This is a genomic window from Acinetobacter sp. GWC1_38_13, assembly GCF_001767535.1.
Lineage (GTDB): Bacteria > Pseudomonadota > Gammaproteobacteria > Pseudomonadales > Moraxellaceae > Acinetobacter > Acinetobacter junii.
Window position 1 is genome coordinate 51,623 of sequence record NZ_MELG01000081.1, and the last position, 17,904, is coordinate 69,526.

Genomic DNA, 17,904 nt, shown 5'->3' on the forward strand with positions numbered 1-17,904 from the left:
GATTAACGCTGTTTTCTTTTACGATACTCAACAGGGGTTTCATTCGTCCAGCGTTTGAATGCACGATAGAATGTACTTGGTTCTGAAAAGCCTGTTAAATAAACAATCCTTTCAACACTTTCATTGGTATTTGCCAAAAGTTTTTTCGCCAAACGACAACGATAATCTGAGAGGATTTGCTGAAAACTGGTATTCGCCTCGCTAAGCTGAGTTCTTAAACGACGCGGTGTAATGTTGAGCTGGGCTGCAACGGTTTCTAAAGTTGTCTCACCACTTTCCAATGTTGAGCCAATTGCACGACGTACTTCACCCACCAGATCGTAGCGAGCTAATTCTTGCAACTTCTCAATCGCAAGTTGCTCATGTAGTTGTAATAATTCTGGTTCAGCTTGCCATAGTGGATAATCAAGCACAGCCATATCAAAATAAAGACGTGTTTCTTTCTGACCTAAACTGACAGGGCAGCCATACACTCTGAAATACTCATCATCATCAGCGCCTTCATTGAAATTGAAATCAATGAAGATCGGCTGAAATTGTCCTTCGGTAATGAACTTGAAGAAGCGCAAAATACCTGACATCGCACATTCAGAAAAATGACGATTGACTAAATTATCAGGCCAATATTGTTCACCATTGCTTAAATAGCAACGACCATCTTCTATGACTAACTTCGCATCAAACGCATCACTTATCAGACGTTGATAGGCTAAGGCACGTTTAAGCCCCTCACCAAACGTTTCACTACTTATAAATAAGTGTTCAATGACTTGACCACGATATAATGGAAGATGCTCACCTAAATGCAGACCAATATCTGGATCATTACTCACTTCCTGTGCTGCGATCCAAAATGCATTTTGAGCACTTAAAGGGGTTCTGGCATTGGTATCAACTTGATTTAGAGCAACACCTGCTTTTGTTAAAATCTCTTCAGTAGGTAATCCTGCTTTACGAATTGCCTGATAACCAAAGCGCAATACAACCGATGCATCTGTTAACTGACCCACGCAGTGCCCTTCCCTGTAGATACTTTATTATGACAATAAGCGATGATTTTAGATTAACGTTGATTGACCAAACTGACAACACTATTATGCTTCTTTTGTTAAAAAAAAATACAGATTGTTAGACAGTTTTCTCAAAATAAACGTTGCAGCCTTTGCTAAGCCAGCGTCTTGTAAATTTTAAATAAATTGACTATAATTTGCGCCTTTCCAATTTGATCATCAGGTAGGCCATGGCCAATAAAGAGGAACTCATTGAGTTCGAAGGCGTTGTCACCGAAACGCTTCCTAATACGATGTTCCGTGTACGTTTAGAAAACGGTCACGAAGTTATTGCTCACATTTCTGGTAAAATGCGTAAACACTATATCCGTATTTTAACAGGTGACAGTGTTAAAGTTGAAATGACACCTTATGACTTAACTAAGGGTCGTATCACGTACCGTGCACGCTAAGATTAGTGAATGCAAAAAAGCCACATGATTTGTGGCTTTTTTTATATCTATAAATTGCGCTATTCACTCAAACGTGTAGTTTTACAGCCTACTGTCTGACATTCACGTAAACGCTCTAATAGCCAATGATTGCGCTCTTGTGTCGTTGATAAGCGACATTGTACATCTACAGAAACTTGCTGATCATCAGTACATTCAGCATCTCTATAGCGAATCCAAGCAAGTTGTGACTTTTTCAAAATTTTTTGTTGTGTTTCATCTAATTTCAGACGTAATTGCTGGTAGTTCTTATTCAAATCTGCATCAGCACTCGCATAAATCTTATTGGTACAATAAATATCATCATAGGTATTCCGAGCTTTATCACAATTATTTGCCATCGCGAATGTTGATGCCACCCCCAAAATTAAACCTAAGATGATCTTATGCATGAGTTCCTTCCAAACAATTTATTATCCAAATATCTAAGCATATTTCGCAAGAATTGAACATTGCCGACCGATAGACGAGTTTGTATATTTTTGTTTAATGGTTTTAAATAGATAGATGATCATTCATTTAAATACTTGCTCAATAAAGGATGACTTATGCAGTATTACAAGCTATGGATATTAGCAGTATTTATTTTATTACAAGCATGTACCACACCAAATTGGAGATCGGTACAGCTTCAAGATTATTTACAACCCTATATCGGTCAACCAGCAAGCAACATTCAACAAAACTTGAATCTTAGAGAGTTAGGTTTTCAAACATTGAAAGCACCTAAAAAAACCGATGAATATTTAATATTTACGGTGCTACGTCCAATCAATATTCTTGTGCCTATGACACAAAGCATAGGTGGAATAGGACCAACCATGACTGGTACTCGATTAGGATCAATAACAACTAGTCAGCAATCTTATGATGTTAATTTTTACTGTCATATTATTTTTGAATTGGATCAGCAACAAATTGCTCGTTCAATACGTTATGAAGGTAAGGCGTGCTAGCAAAAATTTGCAATAAAAAAACGTAGCGCAAGCTACGTTTTCTATTGAGTTCGATACCGAATTAGTTGAGCGCCGAAACTACAGCCTCACCCATCGCATCTGTTCCAACTTTTGTCATCCCTTCAGACATAATATCTGCTGTACGTAGGCCTTGATCTAAAACTTGACCTACAGCATCTTCTATTGCTTTCGCAGCAGCTTCTTCACGGAATGTGTAACGCAACATCATTGCAACTGAGAGCACTGTTGCAAGCGGATTCGCAACATTTTGACCTGCGATATCAGGTGCTGAACCATGACATGGTTCGTACATCCCCTTACCATTTTCATCTAAAGATGCTGATGGCAACATCCCGATCGAACCAGTAAGCATAGCGGCTTCGTCAGACAAGATATCACCGAATAAATTACCAGTCACAATAACATCAAACTGTTTAGGAGCACGTACCAATTGCATTGCAGCATTATCAACATACATATGAGACAGTTGAATATTTGAATACTGCGCTTGCTGTAAATCAGTGACGGTTTGCTTCCACAATTCAGTGACTTCAAGCACATTAGCTTTATCCACTGAACAAACTTTACCACCACGTAATCCAGCTAATTCGAATGCAACTTTAGCAATACGCTTAATTTCGCTTTCTGAATAAACATCGGTGTTATAACCTTGTTTCTCACCGTTTTCTAATTCACGGATACCACGAGGCTGACCAAAATAAATACCACCCGTTAATTCACGTACAATCAGAATATCTAAACCTGCAACGATTTCTGGTTTCAAGCTAGATGCATCTGCCAATTGTGGATACAAAATCGCTGGACGCAAGTTAGCAAATAAATTGAGTTCACTACGGATTTTTAACAAACCACGTTCAGGACGAATCGAACGCTCAATGCTATCCCACTTAGGACCGCCTACAGCACCCAACAAAATAGCATCTGCTTTTTTAGCCTGTTCACTTGTTACAGCTGGATATGGTTCACCATGTGCATCAATTGCAGAACCACCGAGCAATCCATGTTCCCATGTTAAACCTAAGTTAAATTTATCATTGACCTTAGTTAATACTTTTTCAGCTGCACCAACGATTTCAGGACCAATTCCATCACCCGCTAGAATTAAAATATGCTTAGACATCTATTTTTCCAGTTTCATGTAAGCAGTTACGACACTGCACGTCGATTAAATTTTCTTTTCTACAAACTCACCCAATCCCGTACTGACATCAAATGGACGACAGAAACGGCGGATTGTTCGTTGCTCTTGTAGTAAATCCACACATAAAGGTTCAGGCACAGAAACTTTTAACAAGCTACCTGACTGATGTGCTCTATCTCGGTACATTTTGAAGGTATAGCGCTGGTTAGACTTAAACGCATGAATCACATGAAAGGTTTCGGCACGGTCTGGTGAAATAGGATAATAACGAATCACTACTTCATATTGTTTAGCAGGCACGCTGAGATAAACTTGTTGCTTCCGACTAAACACTGGACCATGTAACCGAACGATTCCTTTTTCCATTGCTTGTGAGCTAATACGACGTGATTTGGGATCCATCACGACAATATCACCTAGTCGTTCAAACTCACAGTTATCAACACCTGAACAATATAAAGTTGCATTTTCCGCTTTGTCTTCTAGTGCATTTTGCGCAATACGAACTTGATCAACTACATTTGGTGCATTCTGACACGCAGTTAAAGTCGTACCGACAAATAAACACAGCAAACTACTGCGAGCGAATTTTCTTTTCATTATTCAAGCCCAGTCCTCATTTCATGCAAACATGCAAGCAAATCGTATTCGCTTGCATGTTAACAAGAGTTCAATCACCGCGCTATGGTTATGTTCAAAATGTCTCCAAGACATCGCTTCATATTTACATTTAAATAATATAGATAGCTAAGCTTGGATCTCTTGAAACACCCATGGGCGTTGTTGTTTTGCCTTTTCTTCGTAACGACGAATATCATCGGCAGCTTGTAATGTTAAGCCAATATCATCCAAACCATTTAATAAGCAGTGCTTACGGAATGGATCAATTTCAAACTTAAACGCCTCTCCATTCGGAGTACGTACTTCTTGTGCAGCTAAATCAATTGTAAGTTGATAAGCTTCTGTTTCAGCGCACTCTTTAAATAACTGATCAACAATCTCTTCAGACAAGATCACCGGCAACATGCCATTTTTGAAACAGTTATTAAAGAAAATATCTGCAAAACTTGGCGCAATTACAGTACGGAAACCATATTCATTTAATGCCCAAGGCGCGTGTTCACGGCTAGAACCACAACCGAAATTAGTACGAGCCAATAGAATTGTTGAACCTTGATAGCGCGGTTTATTTAAAACAAAATCTGGATTCTTAGGACGTTTACTAATGTCCTGCCCCAAATAACCTTCGTCCAAATAACGCAACTCATCAAATAAGTTATCGCCAAAACCTGTGCGCTTAATTGACTTCAAAAACTGTTTTGGAATAATCAAATCCGTATCGACATTGGCACGATCTAAAGGTGCAACAATACCTTGTTCTACAGTGTATTTTTCCATAATTTAGCTCCTTTAGAATGAACGAACATCAACAAAATGACCTGCAATTGCTGCCGCTGCTGCCATTGCTGGACTAACCAAATGAGTACGTCCACCATTACCTTGACGACCTTCAAAATTACGATTTGAAGTCGATGCACAATGTTCACCTGGTTGCAATTTATCAGCATTCATCGCTAAGCACATCGAGCAACCTGGTTCACGCCATTCAAAACCTGCTTCCAAGAAAATCTGATCTAAACCTTCTTGTTCTGCTTGTTGTTTGACTAAGCCAGATCCAGGAACAATCATCGCCTGTTTAATGCTAGCAGCAACTTTACGACCTTTGACAACTTCAGCAGCCGCACGAATATCTTCGATACGTGAGTTTGTACAAGAACCAATAAACACTCGATCTAATTGGATATCTGCCAATGCTTGACCTGCATTTAAGCCCATATATTGATATGCACGTGTCCAATCATTACGTTGCACGTCATCTTTAGCTTGCTCTAAAGTCGGTACTGCTTGTGATACAGGAATCACCATTTCTGGTGAAGTTCCCCAAGACACTTGCGGTTCAATTTCTGCACCGTTTAACTCAACAACAGCATCAAACACTGCATCTGCATCAGAATGCAAAGTATTCCAGTATGCAACTGCTTGATCCCATTGCTCTGCTTGAGGTGCGTAGTTACGACCTTTTACATATTCAATGGTTTTATCATCTACAGCTACCATACCCACGCGTGCGCCAGCCTCGATCGCCATATTACAAACAGTCATACGACCTTCAATCGACATATCACGGAATACTTGACCGCCAAATTCGATTGCGTAACCTGTGCCACCCGCTGTACCGATTTTACCAATAATCGCTAAAACCACGTCTTTTGGAGTGACACCTTTACCTAATACACCATCGACACGAACAAGCATATTCTTCGATTTTTTCTGTACCAAGCATTGAGTCGCTAAAACATGCTCAACTTCAGATGTTCCGATACCATGTGCTAAACAACCGAATGCACCATGCGTAGCCGTGTGAGAATCACCACACACAACAGTCATACCAGGTAATGTTAAACCTTGTTCTGGACCAACAACATGTGCGATACCTTGACGGATATCATTAATACCAAATTCAACGATATTAAAGGTCTTACAGTTATCATCTAAGGTTTGAACTTGGATACGAGAAGTATCATCTTCAATCCCTGCAATGCCTTGTTCACGCTCTTTTTTAGAGGTCGGTACATTGTGGTCAGGTGTTGCAACATTGGCACTTAAACGCCATGGTTGACGTCCTGCAAGCTGTAAACCTTCAAATGCTTGTGGACTAGTCACTTCATGTAATAAATGACGATCAATGTAAATTAAACAAGATCCATCATCACGCTCAGTGACTAAATGATCATCCCATAATTTGTCATATAATGTTTTGCCTGCCATGTCTTCGCTCTCCGTAGTGCTTGCCATAGGACTGGGTATTTGTAATCTTAGCTTGATTATAACAACTGTTTCACATAAATCTAATTTATCATTTTTATAAATTAGCAAACTTTTAGGAATAAAAACTCTTTCAAATGATTCCGGATTTCAAATGAAATATAAGCTTGAATTCTATAAAAAACTAGAAACTAGCAGTCAGATGAAGACTTATCGTTGATTCATTTATAAATCCAATAACGACAAGCTAAAAATTCTTTTTTACAATACAAATGATAATGATTATTATTTAAATAATTAAGATTTAAAATGGTGACTCAGATGGCAAATATTCAAAAATTCGTGATAAATAACCAACGAACTTTAAAAAAAACCTTGAGTTACTACATCATGCACATCACTGTTGCTATGATGGTGGCATATCTAGTGACAGGCAATTTGATCATGGCAGCAACGCTCAGTTTGCTTGAGCCAACAGTGCAAGCCTTTGCATTTTTCTTCCATGAAAAAGTATGGAGTCGTTTCTAGAACCTATCCGTTGCAGACACAACGAATTTAAACGCCTTATGGAAAGCCAATATGAATCTTGCTGCTTTTGAAGCATTTGTGAAAGTGATGGAAACAGGTTCTATTTCAATCGCTGCAGAATTATTATTTATCACTCAACCTGCTGTCACTAAACGTATTCATAGTTTAGAAGATTACTTTGGCGTAAAATTATTTGAGTCAGCAGGTCGTGGTATTCAACCAACACATGCTGCACATTCATTACTTCCAAAAGTAAAAACATGGTTAAATGAATTAGGTGAGATTCACCACACACTTAGCCATGAACAGACTCAGGTGCAAGGTCGCCTTAAAATTGGCACTAGCCATCATATTGGTCTACATCATCTCGCTGAACCACTTAAGAAATTTGTTCAACTTTTTCCTCAAGTCACTTTGGATGTGCATTTTGTCGACTCTGAACAAGCACATGAACAAGTCCTTGCAGGAGAGTTAGAACTTGCCTTTTTAACGTTACCCCCAGCAGGTGATGATCGACTCAGCTACGTGACTATTTGGAATGACCCCTTAGTATTTGTGAGCGCACCTTTTCATCCTTTGGCAAAACAAACTCAACTTAATCTTGAAGATTTGATCGCCTACCCTAGTCTTTTGCCTGCGGCACAAACTTATACGAGTCAAATTACGTTGTCAGAGTTTGAAAAGAATGGTCTAAAACCAAAAATAACCATGAGTAACAACCCTTTAGAATCTATCAGGATGCTTGTGTCAATAGGTTTGGGTTGGTCGGTTTTGCCTAAAACTTTTCTAAACGAAGATTTAAAACAACTCGATTTAAATTTAAAAATGAATCGTCAACTCGGTATGGTTTGGCATCCTGCACGGATTCAATCTAGAGCTGCTGAAGAGCTGATTCAACTGATGAAAAACGATTAAATTTAATCCCCACCACAACTGCTACAACTACTTCCACAACTCGATAATGAGGACGACTGTTCTTGTAAATATTTTGCATAATCTTTAGTCATTTTATCCAAATCAAAGTGTTGTCCATGCTCCCAATTCAAAGCTTGGTCAATTACAAATAATCGAGGCATTTGCGTCGTGTTTCTAGGATTATATCCATGCAACATACAACTATATTTCCATGCTTCAAATAATTGCTTCGCTTGTTGCTCTGGTTGAGTCTCAGCACCATAAGGATGATGATTCAACTCTCGGCCAATAGTCTGAATGCATAATTTTCTATATTGATCAGGATATTCCAACATCTCATGCCATAAGGCATCGACTGCGTTTGAAGGCATTGCATATGCTTGCTGTTGAATTGCATGCAGAGCTAGATAATCTTTAAATCCTGCCTCAATCAGGCGACGTTGCTTTAAACTAATATGCGGGTAGCGTTGTTGTAACGATCGCATAAAAACAGGGTCAAGTTTTATCTCTTGAATCTTTTGTAGTTTTTGTCTTCTGCTTCGAATGATCAGTAAATGGTTAAAGACCAGCAGCATCCATATACTCGGCAAAATCACCCAAGCTGTAAACAGATGTTGTTGCCAACTAAACATCAGTAGAACAATCAAGATGGGCAATATAATCCATCGTATTTTTAAGTGTTGTTGTTGTCGATCTAGTTTCAGTAACGCATCAAGCGTAGGGGAAGTATTTTCTTCCTGATTTATTTTTATTTTCATAGTTTTATCTTAAGAAGAAAAGATGACAGTTATATGACAAAAAACCTCCCAAATGGGAGGCTTTTAACTTGATTATGCAATCTGTAATAAACGGCGAATTTGCTGTGTGATTTGATTCACATCAAGGTTTTGATTTGAAATCGTCATCGTCAATAATTGATCTGAACGGAATGTACGATCAATTTCTAACATGATATGGGTTTGCTGTGCTTCAGCGACGAATGAAACTTCTACCTCATTAAAGCCACTAAACATATGTGAGGATACAAACTCTAACTCCTGATAGCAGCCAATTGTCGATCTAAAGTTTCGAGCTGTAAGCTGTCCTTTTTCGACATCAACAGTAGATAAAACAAAACCACACTGTTGCATCGCTTGTAAAAAGCTTTGCATTGCTGCTGTTGGCAATACTTTTAGATAATCACGATCAGTGGCATCTAAGCCCCAATCAACATCCATATGAGTCTGAATCCAAACTCGCGCACCATTTCTACGACATGCAACTTCTGTAATTGGTGTTTCAAAAGGCAATTGGATACTAAATGGGAAAGAATGAGCCTGATGTGCAGGTAATAAGAATCTCGAATTCACTAACCATTCTTGTAAAATCAAAGGTTGATTAAACTCATGATCACCAGATTCTACTTCTGCCATCGTCATCAATTGTAAATAAAGACCATTAATTTCTTTATCAGAAGATCCCCCTTTGAAACTAATTTCCCCATGCAGTGTCTCACCTGCTTGCAAGTTTGGATTCTGTAAACGTGTTTCTACAGTCACGCCTTGAAGACCCAAACCAGACATAATTTTATTAAACATTTTTCACTAACCTTTCGAATTATTTCATATCATCTGTAGCAGCATACTTATTGTTACAGCGCATCATCTCCAGCGAGCTGAATCTTACCATCAGCAACTTCATTCATAAATTGCTGATAGTCATTTAGATTGCGTTCTGCATAAGCTTCTGCATACGATTGCAATACCTCTACAATCGTACCACCCTCACCGAGATATCCCATCAATACATCAGCATTTCCAGCCTTAGCGTGAGCATGAGCTAAAGCCAAACCACAACTTTCAGCATATTCATAAAAATATTCATCATCCATATCACTCAGATCAACTGAAATTTTCATATCGCGTAATTGGCGTACATGGAAATGTTGATCAAGTGTTGAAGAGAAACCTAGGAAAATATCACTAGCCGCTTGCATGAGTTGCTGACCATGCACTACACGCTCACCCTCATGTATCACTTTGTCCAAAAATAACGGACTAAGAATAGAAGGATTGGCTTCTTTCATTTGTAAAATTAATGGTTCACGATCCGCATCCTGGAATAATGCGATAGCTGATCGTGTCCCAACACTTCCGACTCCGACTACCTTCAACGCTACATCAGTGCGTTGATAACGATCAAAGAGCACTTGGCGATCATATTTCAAAGATTCACGATATTGTTTGAAGAAGATATCTACATCTTTGCTAAATGGTTCATCTGAATTTGGATGCCATAATAATGGCGCATCATCCACGAAATGGCGGAATCCTGTATCTTCATCTTTTTGCGTGAGCTTAGGCAAAACAGAATATGCATTTCTTTTTTGTGCAGAATCAAGATGCTTCGCACGCTTTTTTCTTAGCTTTCGACATTCAGTATTTTCTAACAAGGTACTGGCATCAACTTTTTCGTACCACACTTGTAATGGTGAAAGTTCCGTATTTTCCAGTAGATGGTGACGGTAGCTGTTCAGCATTGTTTTAATTGCTTTTAATCCTACTTTATCTGCTAGATCAATATCACGTGCAGCAATCACAAAGCTAGTGGCTAAACGTTTTAAATCCCATTCAAATGGCGCAACCAAAGTCTCATCAAAATCATTAATACCAAATAATAAGTTACGCTCTGGACTAGCAAAGCCACCAAAATTACTCAAATGACAATCGCCACAAATCTGTTGAAATAAGCCAGAGTTCGACTGCTCCCAAGCTTGATCAAATAACATCAAGGAAGGCATACCACGATAAAAGGTAAATGGTGAAACGCTCATACGTTTTGCACGAATTGGTTTAAGCAATTCTAAACGTCCTTGATTGCTCCAATCATAAATCGTGAGTGCTGTTGTTCCCTTTGGGCGTTCAGATAATTGTGATAGTTGTTCGCGTGGAATTTTTTTCCGTTGAGCTTTACCTAATTTAAAGCCTTCGCTTTTATTGAGTAATTTCCCCTGATAACTATGACGTGTCAAATCAATCGTTTCATCATTCCAAAGTTGTTTTGGTAATTTAATTTGTGGTGTTTTTGGCATTATCCCCTCATCATTTTTTAAGTAAAATTTTATATTCTTATAATCTTGATACCAGCTTAATTCAATGTTTTTATTCAATATCATCTTTATCAAAAATAAAAAAATAGACGTCATTACAACGTCTATTTTTAAACAACTAAATTCAGAAACTTAAATCGACCAGTCTTGAATGTCCCAATCCTGTTCTTTTGCCAATTTTTCTAAGCGGTCATCAGGATTTACCGCAATTGCATGAGTTGCATACTCAAGTAAGAACCGATCATTAATCGAATCAGAATATGCCCATGAGTCAGCTACTGTTCGCCCAGCCAACCACTGATCCAAACGTGCAAGCTTGCCTTTTTGATAACAAGGAATTCCAGTCACTTTACCGGTATATTTCCCGTCTACAACTTCAGCATTTGTCGCAATAATTTCAGTAATACCAAATTCACGAAAAATCGGTGCAGTAATAAAATCACTTGTCGCAGTTATCCCGACAATCGCATGTCCTAAATCTTGATGTTTTTTGATTGCATCAAAACCTTTAGGGCGCATTTTAGGACGAATAACTTTCTGCATAAACAACTGATGTAACTCAGTTAAATAAGTATTGTCATGCTGAGTTAAAAATTGGAATACAAATTCATTGTAGGCAATCGGATCAAGTTGTCCAGCTTTATAATCTTCATAGAATTTGTCATTCATTTGACGATGATGAACTGGATCTACCAAACCTTCATTGACCAAAAATTCACCCCAAGAATGGTCAGAGTCAGTATTTAACAGGGTATGATCTAAATCAAACAAAGCCAATTGCATAGAATTTCTCGTTTAAACTGAAAATTAAGAAAAAAAATGTAAATCTATCTCCGCTAGTCGATAGAAATTCGTTAAGATCATAGCAATTTTAAACATTTTACTTTGACCTTTTTCGAGTTGGACGTGAAGAGTGACTGTCCCCGAGATCAAAGTCAACGATATAGACAAAATTTAGGTAGCCAAATGATCGACTCAGAAGGTTTCCGACCCAACGTCGGGATCATTTTGGCAAACGATGACGGACAAGTCTTATGGGCAAAGCGCATTGGTCACAATGCTTGGCAATTTCCACAAGGAGGTATCCAGTTTGGAGAAACCCCTGAACAGGCACTTTATCGTGAACTGAGAGAAGAAGTCGGCTTATTGCCCGAACACGTCCAGATTATAGCGCAAACTAAAGGTTGGCTGCGTTATCGTTTGCCACATCGGTACATTCGGTCAGATTCAGATCCCGTATGTATTGGACAAAAACAAAAGTGGTTTTTACTGAAGTTAACGGCATCGCCGCATCATATTCAGTTAAACCTATCCGACCCACCCGAATTTGATGAATGGCAATGGGTGAGTTATTGGTATCCATTAGGTCAAGTGGTGAATTTCAAACGTGATGTTTACCGTAAAGCCATGATGGAGTTGTGTTTGCAACTACCACAACGCTAAACATCAATAAATCATCACTTTAAGCAATGATTTTTGACTAGAGAGCTGTTATAACTAGGTTCATAACGATTTATAAATTGGAGTAAACATCCATGTCAAACATGCAACTCGACACGCTTAGACGCATTGTGCAAGAAATCAATGCGTCCGTCAGTTTGCATGACTCCTTGGACATTATGGTCAACCATGTGGCTGAGGCGATGCATGTAGATGTTTGCTCGATTTACCTATTGGATGAACGTAATAAACGCTATGTGTTGATGGCTTCAAAAGGTCTTAAACCTGAAGCAGTTGGACATGTCTCATTAAATATTGGTGAGGGTCTGGTCGGCTTAGTTGGACAACGCGAAGAAATCGTTAACCTTGACAATGCTCCTAAGCATGACCGATTTGCTTATTTACCTGAAACAGGTGAAGAGCTATTTAACTCATTCCTTGGCGTACCAGTCATGTATCGCCGTAAGGTTATGGGCGTTTTAGTTGTTCAAAATAAAGAACCTCAAGACTTTAGTGAAGCAGCTGAATCATTCCTCGTGACGCTTTGTGCTCAGCTTTCTGGCGTAATTGCACATGCACATGCCGTTGGTAATATTGATGTTTTCCGTAAGCCTACTAGTGGCTCAACATACAAAACGTTCCAAGGTGTTTCAGGTGCAGGCGGTGTCGCGCTAGGACGTGCAATTGTGCTCTACCCCCCTGCTGATCTTACGGTAATTCCAGATCGAGAAGCAGAAGATATTAGTGAGGAGCTTGAACTTCTTGATCAAGCGATTGCCTCTGTACGTAAGGAAATTCAATCCTTAGATGAAAAAATGCAAGACTCACTCATGTCTGAAGAACGTGCTTTATTTAGTGTGTTCTTGAGAATGTTAGATGAAAATGCATTACCAAGTGAAATTAAAGACCACATTCGAGCAGGAAGTTGGGCACAAGGTGCTGTCCGTAAAGTTATTGATAAACATATTGCGTTGTTTGCGCAAATGGAAGATGACTATCTGCGTGAACGTGTTTCAGATTTAAAAGACTTAGGTCGTCGAATTTTGGCATGTTTGCAAGAAGCCGATTCGAGTCATCGAGAGCTAAGCCCTGACAGCATCCTGATTGGTGAAGAAATCAGTACGGCTGCTCTGGTTGAATTACCTGTTGATAATATTGCGGCAATCGTTACTTCTGAAGGTGCTGCCAATTCACATATGGTGATCGTGGCTCGTGCGCTTGGTATTCCAACAGTTGTTGGCGTCACTGAATTACCAATCACCACACTTGATGACATTGAAATGATCGTCGATGCTTATCAAGGTCGAGTTTTCGTTAATCCGCCACGTCGATTGCGCCAACGATATAAAGAAGTCCAAAAAGAAGAAGAACAAATTGCGAAAGACTTAAAGCAATATGAAACCAAGGATGCAATTACCCCTGATGGTGTATCAATTCCTCTATTCGTCAACACAGGTTTGATGATTGATGTTGTCCGTGGTGTGCAACGTGGTGCAAAAGGTGTCGGACTATACCGTAGTGAAATTCCTTTTATGCTTCGTGAGCGCTTTCCAGGTGAAGAAGAACAACGTGCTATCTATCGTCAACAGCTAAGCCACTTTGCAAATAAGCCAGTGATTATGCGTACCCTCGATATTGGTGCGGATAAAGACTTGCCTTATTTCAGCATTGAAGAAGAAAACTCAGCTTTAGGTTGGCGTGGTTTGCGTTTTACCTTAGACCATCCTGAGATTTTCTCTGCACAGATTCGCGCGATGTTAAAAGCGAGTATTGGTCTAAATAACTTACATATTTTATTGCCGATGGTGACAAGTGTCAGTGAAGTTGAGGAAGTTCTTTATTTATTGGAACGTGATTGGATTGCGGTTCAAGAAGAAGAACAAGTTAAAATCACTCGACCAAAAATCGGGATTATGGTCGAAGTACCAAGCGTCCTCTTTCAAATCAGTGAATTTGCCGAGCTAGTTGATTTCTTCTCTGTCGGTTCTAACGATTTGACCCAGTACTTACTTGCAGTCGATCGAAACAACCCTCATGTTGCAAACGTTTATTCGCATTTTCATCCATCAGTTTTGCGTGCATTAAGTCGTTTAGTTGAAGACTGCCACATCCATCAAAAACCCGTCAGTGTGTGCGGTGAAATGGCAGGTGATCCTTTATCTGCGATTTTATTGATGGCGATGGGCTTTAATACGCTTTCAATGAGTTCAAGTAATATCTTGCGTGTTCGAAAAGCAATTTGTCATGTTCCAATGAGCGATGCCAAACAACTTTTGGATGAAGTACTGAAAATGAATAATCCACTGATTGTAAAAAGTTGGTTAGAACATTATTTCAGAACACATGGTTTAGCTGACATGGTGAAATCAAATCGTATGTTGAATGCTTAAATCAATACACAAAAAACAAAAAGGATGATCTGATTGGATCATCCTTTTTCTTTGAAAGAATAAAATAGTTAAACGCTTCAAAACATATCCCTATGTTCCTATTCAGAAGATTCACTATTATTGGCGATCACGTAAAAGTACTTGTTGTTTACCTGCACCCAAGCTTACGCGTGGAAACTGTCGATCGTAATCAATCATAATTGTATCTTTAGTCACTGGATTAGCTGCGTCAGCTTCCCAAGTAAAATAATAAGTGAGCTCTGTATTGTCCTTCACAGCGGGTTGAATAAGCTCACGATGCTTCTGAGGAATAGCAAATTCAACCGTAAACGGAATCTGCGAAACCTGAACCTTTTTGTCTTGAATCAAAGTGGCAGGTGCATCAGCCATACGTTTTTCTAAAGCATACAAACGCACTGTACCTTGTTGTTGTGGGACTTTATATGAACTATTCCCAACAAACTCAACTGAGAGTAAATTTGAATTGCTTGCTTACCGCTCCTGACTTTGAGGAGATGAAACACATCCCGTTAGAATAGTTATTGTTAAACCAACACCAAACGCAACTTTCTTCATTTGCTATTCCCAATCATTTCATTTATCCGAAAATAACATAAAATTTTGCCAAATCCCGTTTGCTTACAGACCATCAACAGAGTCTAAGAAACTCGATGCATTGAGCAAAATTTACAGAACTACTACATGAAAATTGTTATGCATTGATGGATTTAAAGCGATTTATAATTATGAACTTTAGATAAACTATATCTACTCTCCCTAAAAAACAGAAATTGTAAATATCTATTTTTAAATGATTTTTATAAAAAAATAACAAATATCATCTCTACACTTCGGCATTTCAAGTTTAAGATTTAATCAGCTTCAATCGAATAAAGCATTTAAGACATCAACTTTAATCCATTGGAAAAAAAGGTTTCACAAACCTAGAGTAAAAGTACAAAGAGTGTGAATTGATTCATATGCAATCAAATTTAGGCATCACCCAGATCGATACCCAATTTGTGTAAAGGATCTTTAAAGCATTCATCATTTTGAACGGTAAATAGTAAAAGTGACTTCGCTCACAGGTCACTTTGCTGGAGAAAGATCATGAGCCAAGACAATAAAGTACAATCAAATACAACGACTTCAGGACAATGTCCTGTCATTCATGGTGGTAATACCGAGGTTCATGGTGGACCAATGGCATGGTGGCCAAATGCACTAAACCTCGACATTTTGCATCAACATGATAAGAAAACTGATCCCATGGATCCTGATTTCGATTACGCAAAAGCATTTTCTGAACTTGATCTAGAAGCCGTTAAACAAGACTTACGTGAATTGATTAATACCAGTCAAGACTGGTGGCCAGCCGATTGGGGCAGTTATGTTGGCATGATGGTTCGTACCGCTTGGCATCTTGCAGGTAGCTATCGTAAACAGGATGGTCGCGGTGGAGCGAACACAGGTAATCAACGTTTTGCTCCTCTTAATAGCTGGCCAGACAATGTCAACACAGATAAAGGTCGCCGTTTGCTTTGGCCAATTAAACGTAAATATGGCAACAAAATCTCATGGGGCGATTTAATCGTACTAGCTGGTACAGTAGCTTATGAAGTTGCTGGGTTGAAAACTTTTGGTTTTGCTGGTGGTCGCGTCGACATTTGGGCACCTGAAAAAGACGTGTACTGGGGAAGCGAGAAAAAATGGTTGGATGCAACCAAAAATCGTTATGAAAATGATCAAGATCGTACTTCATTAGAGAATCCACTTGCAGCTGTACAAATGGGTTTAATTTACGTAAATCCTGAAGGTGTTGATGGTGTACCTGATCCACTGAAAACAGCTCAAGATATGCGCACCACATTTGACCGTATGGGAATGGATGATGAAGAAACAGTCGCATTAACAGCTGGTGGTCATACTGTTGGTAAAGCACACGGTAATGGTAAAGCAGAAAATCTAGGTGCTGATGTTGAAGGCGCTGATGTCGAGTTCCAAGGTTTAGGTTGGCACAACTCTGAAGGTACGGGTAATGGTGCAAATACCATGGTCAGTGGAATCGAAGGCGCTTGGACAACACATCCAACCAAATGGGACAATGAATTCTTCTATTTATTATTTACCTATGATTGGGAACTTCGTAAAAGCCCTGCAGGTGCTCATCAATGGGAACCGATTAATATTAAAGAAGAAGATAAACCTGTTGATGCCCACAATCCGAATATTCGCCGAAACCCGATCATGACTGATGCCGATATGGCACTCAAAATTGATCCAGAATATCGTAAAATTTCTGAACGTTTCTATCGCGATCCAGCTTATTTGGCTGAAGTATTCTCTCGTGCATGGTTTAAGTTAACCCACCGTGATATGGGGCCAAAAAGCCGTTATTTAGGACCTGATGTTCCACAAGAAGATTTAATTTGGCAAGATCCTATCCCAACAGTGGATTACACTTTGACAGATAGTGAAATTGCAGAACTTAAAGCGAAGTTACTTGCAAGTGGGCTCTCTGCTTCAGATCTTATTACAACAGCATGGGACAGCGCGCGTACCTATCGTGGTTCGGACTTCCGTGGTGGTGCAAATGGTGCACGTATCCGTTTAGCTCCGCAGAAAGATTGGGTAGCTAACGAACCAGAACGTTTACAAAGAGTCCTTTCAGTTTTAGAGTCAATTCAAGCGAGTTTGGCTAAAAAAGTGAGCCTTGCAGATCTGATCGTACTTGGTGGTACTGCTGCGGTCGAACAAGCCGCTCATAAAGCAGGTGTCAACATCACTGTACCATTCGCTGCAGGTCGTGGCGATGCGACAGCTGAACAAACTGATGTTTACTCTTTTGAGCCATTAGAACCATTGCATGATGGTTTCCGTAATTGGCAGAAACAACACTATGATGTAACGCCTGAAGAGTTGTTGTTAGATCAGGCTCAACTCTTAGGTTTAACAGCACCTGAAATGACCGTATTGATCGGTGGTATGCGTGTGTTAGGTGCAAATTATGGCGATAATCCTCAAGGTGTATTGACCGATCGAGTAGGTGTTCTGAGCAATGACTTTTTTGTGAATTTGACAGACATGAAATACAACTG

The 17,904-nt window shown here is 39.2% G+C and carries 17 protein-coding genes and 1 pseudogene; 7 read left to right on the forward strand and 11 right to left on the reverse strand.

The genetic code is table 11. The features are described 5' to 3' along the window. Positions 1-2: 2 nt before the first annotated feature. A complete protein-coding gene (locus tag A2003_RS08215) occupies positions 3-1,010 on the reverse strand; it encodes an AraC family transcriptional regulator (RefSeq protein WP_004916600.1) in 1,008 nt (335 codons plus the stop codon). Between the two features lie 230 nt (positions 1,011-1,240). Between A2003_RS08215 and infA the strand changes: the two genes are divergently transcribed. Further along, a complete protein-coding gene (gene infA / locus A2003_RS08220) occupies positions 1,241-1,462 on the forward strand; it encodes a translation initiation factor IF-1 (protein WP_001284370.1) in 222 nt (73 codons plus the stop codon). A 59-nt stretch (positions 1,463-1,521) separates the two neighbouring features. Here infA and A2003_RS08225 read toward each other — a convergent pair whose 3' ends face one another. Next, complete coding sequence (locus tag A2003_RS08225) at positions 1,522-1,893, reverse strand: lysozyme inhibitor LprI family protein (protein WP_130575452.1); 372 nt, start codon at positions 1,891-1,893, stop codon at positions 1,522-1,524. A gap of 156 nt (positions 1,894-2,049) precedes the next feature. On the opposite strand from A2003_RS08225, the gene A2003_RS08230 reads away from it, so the two are divergent. Next, a complete protein-coding gene (locus tag A2003_RS08230) occupies positions 2,050-2,457 on the forward strand; it encodes a hypothetical protein (protein ID WP_005403620.1) in 408 nt (135 codons plus the stop codon). A 61-nt stretch (positions 2,458-2,518) separates the two neighbouring features. Here the strand turns inward: A2003_RS08230 and leuB are convergent, their stop codons facing one another. The 4 genes from leuB to leuC all read right to left on the reverse strand — a co-directional run bounded on the left by leuB (position 2,519) and on the right by leuC (position 6,448). Continuing rightward, positions 2,519-3,598: a 3-isopropylmalate dehydrogenase gene (gene leuB / locus A2003_RS08235; protein WP_004916609.1), complete on the reverse strand. Its 1,080-nt coding sequence runs from the start codon at positions 3,596-3,598 to the stop codon at positions 2,519-2,521. Between the two features lie 45 nt (positions 3,599-3,643). Beyond that, entirely contained in the window at positions 3,644-4,219 is a 576-nt protein-coding gene (locus tag A2003_RS08240; protein ID WP_151690560.1) for a hypothetical protein, read from the reverse strand. Positions 4,220-4,366: 147 nt separating this feature from the next. Then, complete coding sequence (gene leuD, locus A2003_RS08245; RefSeq protein ID WP_004958794.1) at positions 4,367-5,017, reverse strand: 3-isopropylmalate dehydratase small subunit; 651 nt, start codon at positions 5,015-5,017, stop codon at positions 4,367-4,369. A 12-nt stretch (positions 5,018-5,029) separates the two neighbouring features. Further along, positions 5,030-6,448, reverse strand: coding sequence for a 3-isopropylmalate dehydratase large subunit (leuC, locus tag A2003_RS08250; protein ID WP_004957685.1), 1,419 nt, complete (start codon positions 6,446-6,448; stop codon positions 5,030-5,032). 318 nt (positions 6,449-6,766) lie between these two features. Between leuC and A2003_RS08255 the strand changes: the two genes are divergently transcribed. Continuing rightward, complete coding sequence (locus tag A2003_RS08255; protein WP_017397277.1) at positions 6,767-6,973, forward strand: DUF2061 domain-containing protein; 207 nt, start codon at positions 6,767-6,769, stop codon at positions 6,971-6,973. Positions 6,974-7,024: 51 nt separating this feature from the next. After that, entirely contained in the window at positions 7,025-7,888 is an 864-nt protein-coding gene (locus A2003_RS08260; protein ID WP_004916621.1) for a LysR family transcriptional regulator, read from the forward strand. Positions 7,889-7,890: 2 nt separating this feature from the next. Here A2003_RS08260 and A2003_RS08265 read toward each other — a convergent pair whose 3' ends face one another. The 4 genes from A2003_RS08265 to A2003_RS08280 form a co-directional block, all read right to left on the reverse strand. Next, positions 7,891-8,646: a UCP032817 domain-containing protein gene (locus A2003_RS08265; RefSeq protein ID WP_286687137.1), complete on the reverse strand. Its 756-nt coding sequence runs from the start codon at positions 8,644-8,646 to the stop codon at positions 7,891-7,893. 72 nt (positions 8,647-8,718) lie between these two features. Next, a complete protein-coding gene (locus tag A2003_RS08270; RefSeq protein WP_126131650.1) occupies positions 8,719-9,465 on the reverse strand; it encodes a sporulation protein in 747 nt (248 codons plus the stop codon). Between the two features lie 53 nt (positions 9,466-9,518). After that, entirely contained in the window at positions 9,519-10,958 is a 1,440-nt protein-coding gene (locus tag A2003_RS08275; RefSeq protein ID WP_286687138.1) for a DUF2252 domain-containing protein, read from the reverse strand. A 150-nt stretch (positions 10,959-11,108) separates the two neighbouring features. After that, the gene (locus tag A2003_RS08280) at positions 11,109-11,759 is read right to left on the reverse strand and encodes an HAD family hydrolase (RefSeq protein ID WP_286687139.1); all 651 of its coding nucleotides are present in this window, start codon (positions 11,757-11,759) and stop codon (positions 11,109-11,111) included. A 183-nt stretch (positions 11,760-11,942) separates the two neighbouring features. On the opposite strand from A2003_RS08280, the gene A2003_RS08285 reads away from it, so the two are divergent. Together A2003_RS08285 and ptsP are read left to right on the forward strand one after the other, a co-directional pair. Then, a complete protein-coding gene (locus A2003_RS08285) occupies positions 11,943-12,419 on the forward strand; it encodes an RNA pyrophosphohydrolase (RefSeq protein WP_004876647.1) in 477 nt (158 codons plus the stop codon). Between the two features lie 92 nt (positions 12,420-12,511). After that, positions 12,512-14,806, forward strand: coding sequence for a phosphoenolpyruvate--protein phosphotransferase (gene ptsP, locus A2003_RS08290; RefSeq protein WP_004957663.1), 2,295 nt, complete (start codon positions 12,512-12,514; stop codon positions 14,804-14,806). Between the two features lie 117 nt (positions 14,807-14,923). Here ptsP and A2003_RS08295 read toward each other — a convergent pair. Next, a pseudogene (locus A2003_RS08295) lies at positions 14,924-15,382 on the reverse strand (hypothetical protein). A gap of 534 nt (positions 15,383-15,916) precedes the next feature. Here A2003_RS08295 and katG point away from each other — a divergent pair. Further along, on the forward strand, positions 15,917-17,904 hold a 1,988-nt coding region (gene katG, locus A2003_RS08300; RefSeq protein ID WP_286687140.1), incomplete at its 3' end, for a catalase/peroxidase HPI.

Coding starts and splice junctions, on each gene's coding strand:
- infA (WP_001284370.1), top strand. CDS start 1,241: ATGGCCAATAAAGAGGAACTCATTGAGTTCGAAGGCGTTGTCACCGAA.
- A2003_RS08225 (WP_130575452.1), bottom strand. CDS start 1,893: ATGCATAAGATCATCTTAGGTTTAATTTTGGGGGTGGCATCAACATTC.
- A2003_RS08230 (WP_005403620.1), top strand. CDS start 2,050: ATGCAGTATTACAAGCTATGGATATTAGCAGTATTTATTTTATTACAA.
- leuB (WP_004916609.1), bottom strand. CDS start 3,598: ATGTCTAAGCATATTTTAATTCTAGCGGGTGATGGAATTGGTCCTGAA.
- A2003_RS08240 (WP_151690560.1), bottom strand. CDS start 4,219: ATGAAAAGAAAATTCGCTCGCAGTAGTTTGCTGTGTTTATTTGTCGGT.
- leuD (WP_004958794.1), bottom strand. CDS start 5,017: ATGGAAAAATACACTGTAGAACAAGGTATTGTTGCACCTTTAGATCGT.
- leuC (WP_004957685.1), bottom strand. CDS start 6,448: ATGGCAGGCAAAACATTATATGACAAATTATGGGATGATCATTTAGTC.
- A2003_RS08255 (WP_017397277.1), top strand. CDS start 6,767: ATGGCAAATATTCAAAAATTCGTGATAAATAACCAACGAACTTTAAAA.
- A2003_RS08260 (WP_004916621.1), top strand. CDS start 7,025: ATGAATCTTGCTGCTTTTGAAGCATTTGTGAAAGTGATGGAAACAGGT.
- A2003_RS08265 (WP_286687137.1), bottom strand. CDS start 8,646: ATGAAAATAAAAATAAATCAGGAAGAAAATACTTCCCCTACGCTTGAT.
- A2003_RS08270 (WP_126131650.1), bottom strand. CDS start 9,465: ATGTTTAATAAAATTATGTCTGGTTTGGGTCTTCAAGGCGTGACTGTA.
- A2003_RS08275 (WP_286687138.1), bottom strand. CDS start 10,958: ATGCCAAAAACACCACAAATTAAATTACCAAAACAACTTTGGAATGAT.
- A2003_RS08280 (WP_286687139.1), bottom strand. CDS start 11,759: ATGCAATTGGCTTTGTTTGATTTAGATCATACCCTGTTAAATACTGAC.
- A2003_RS08285 (WP_004876647.1), top strand. CDS start 11,943: ATGATCGACTCAGAAGGTTTCCGACCCAACGTCGGGATCATTTTGGCA.
- ptsP (WP_004957663.1), top strand. CDS start 12,512: ATGTCAAACATGCAACTCGACACGCTTAGACGCATTGTGCAAGAAATC.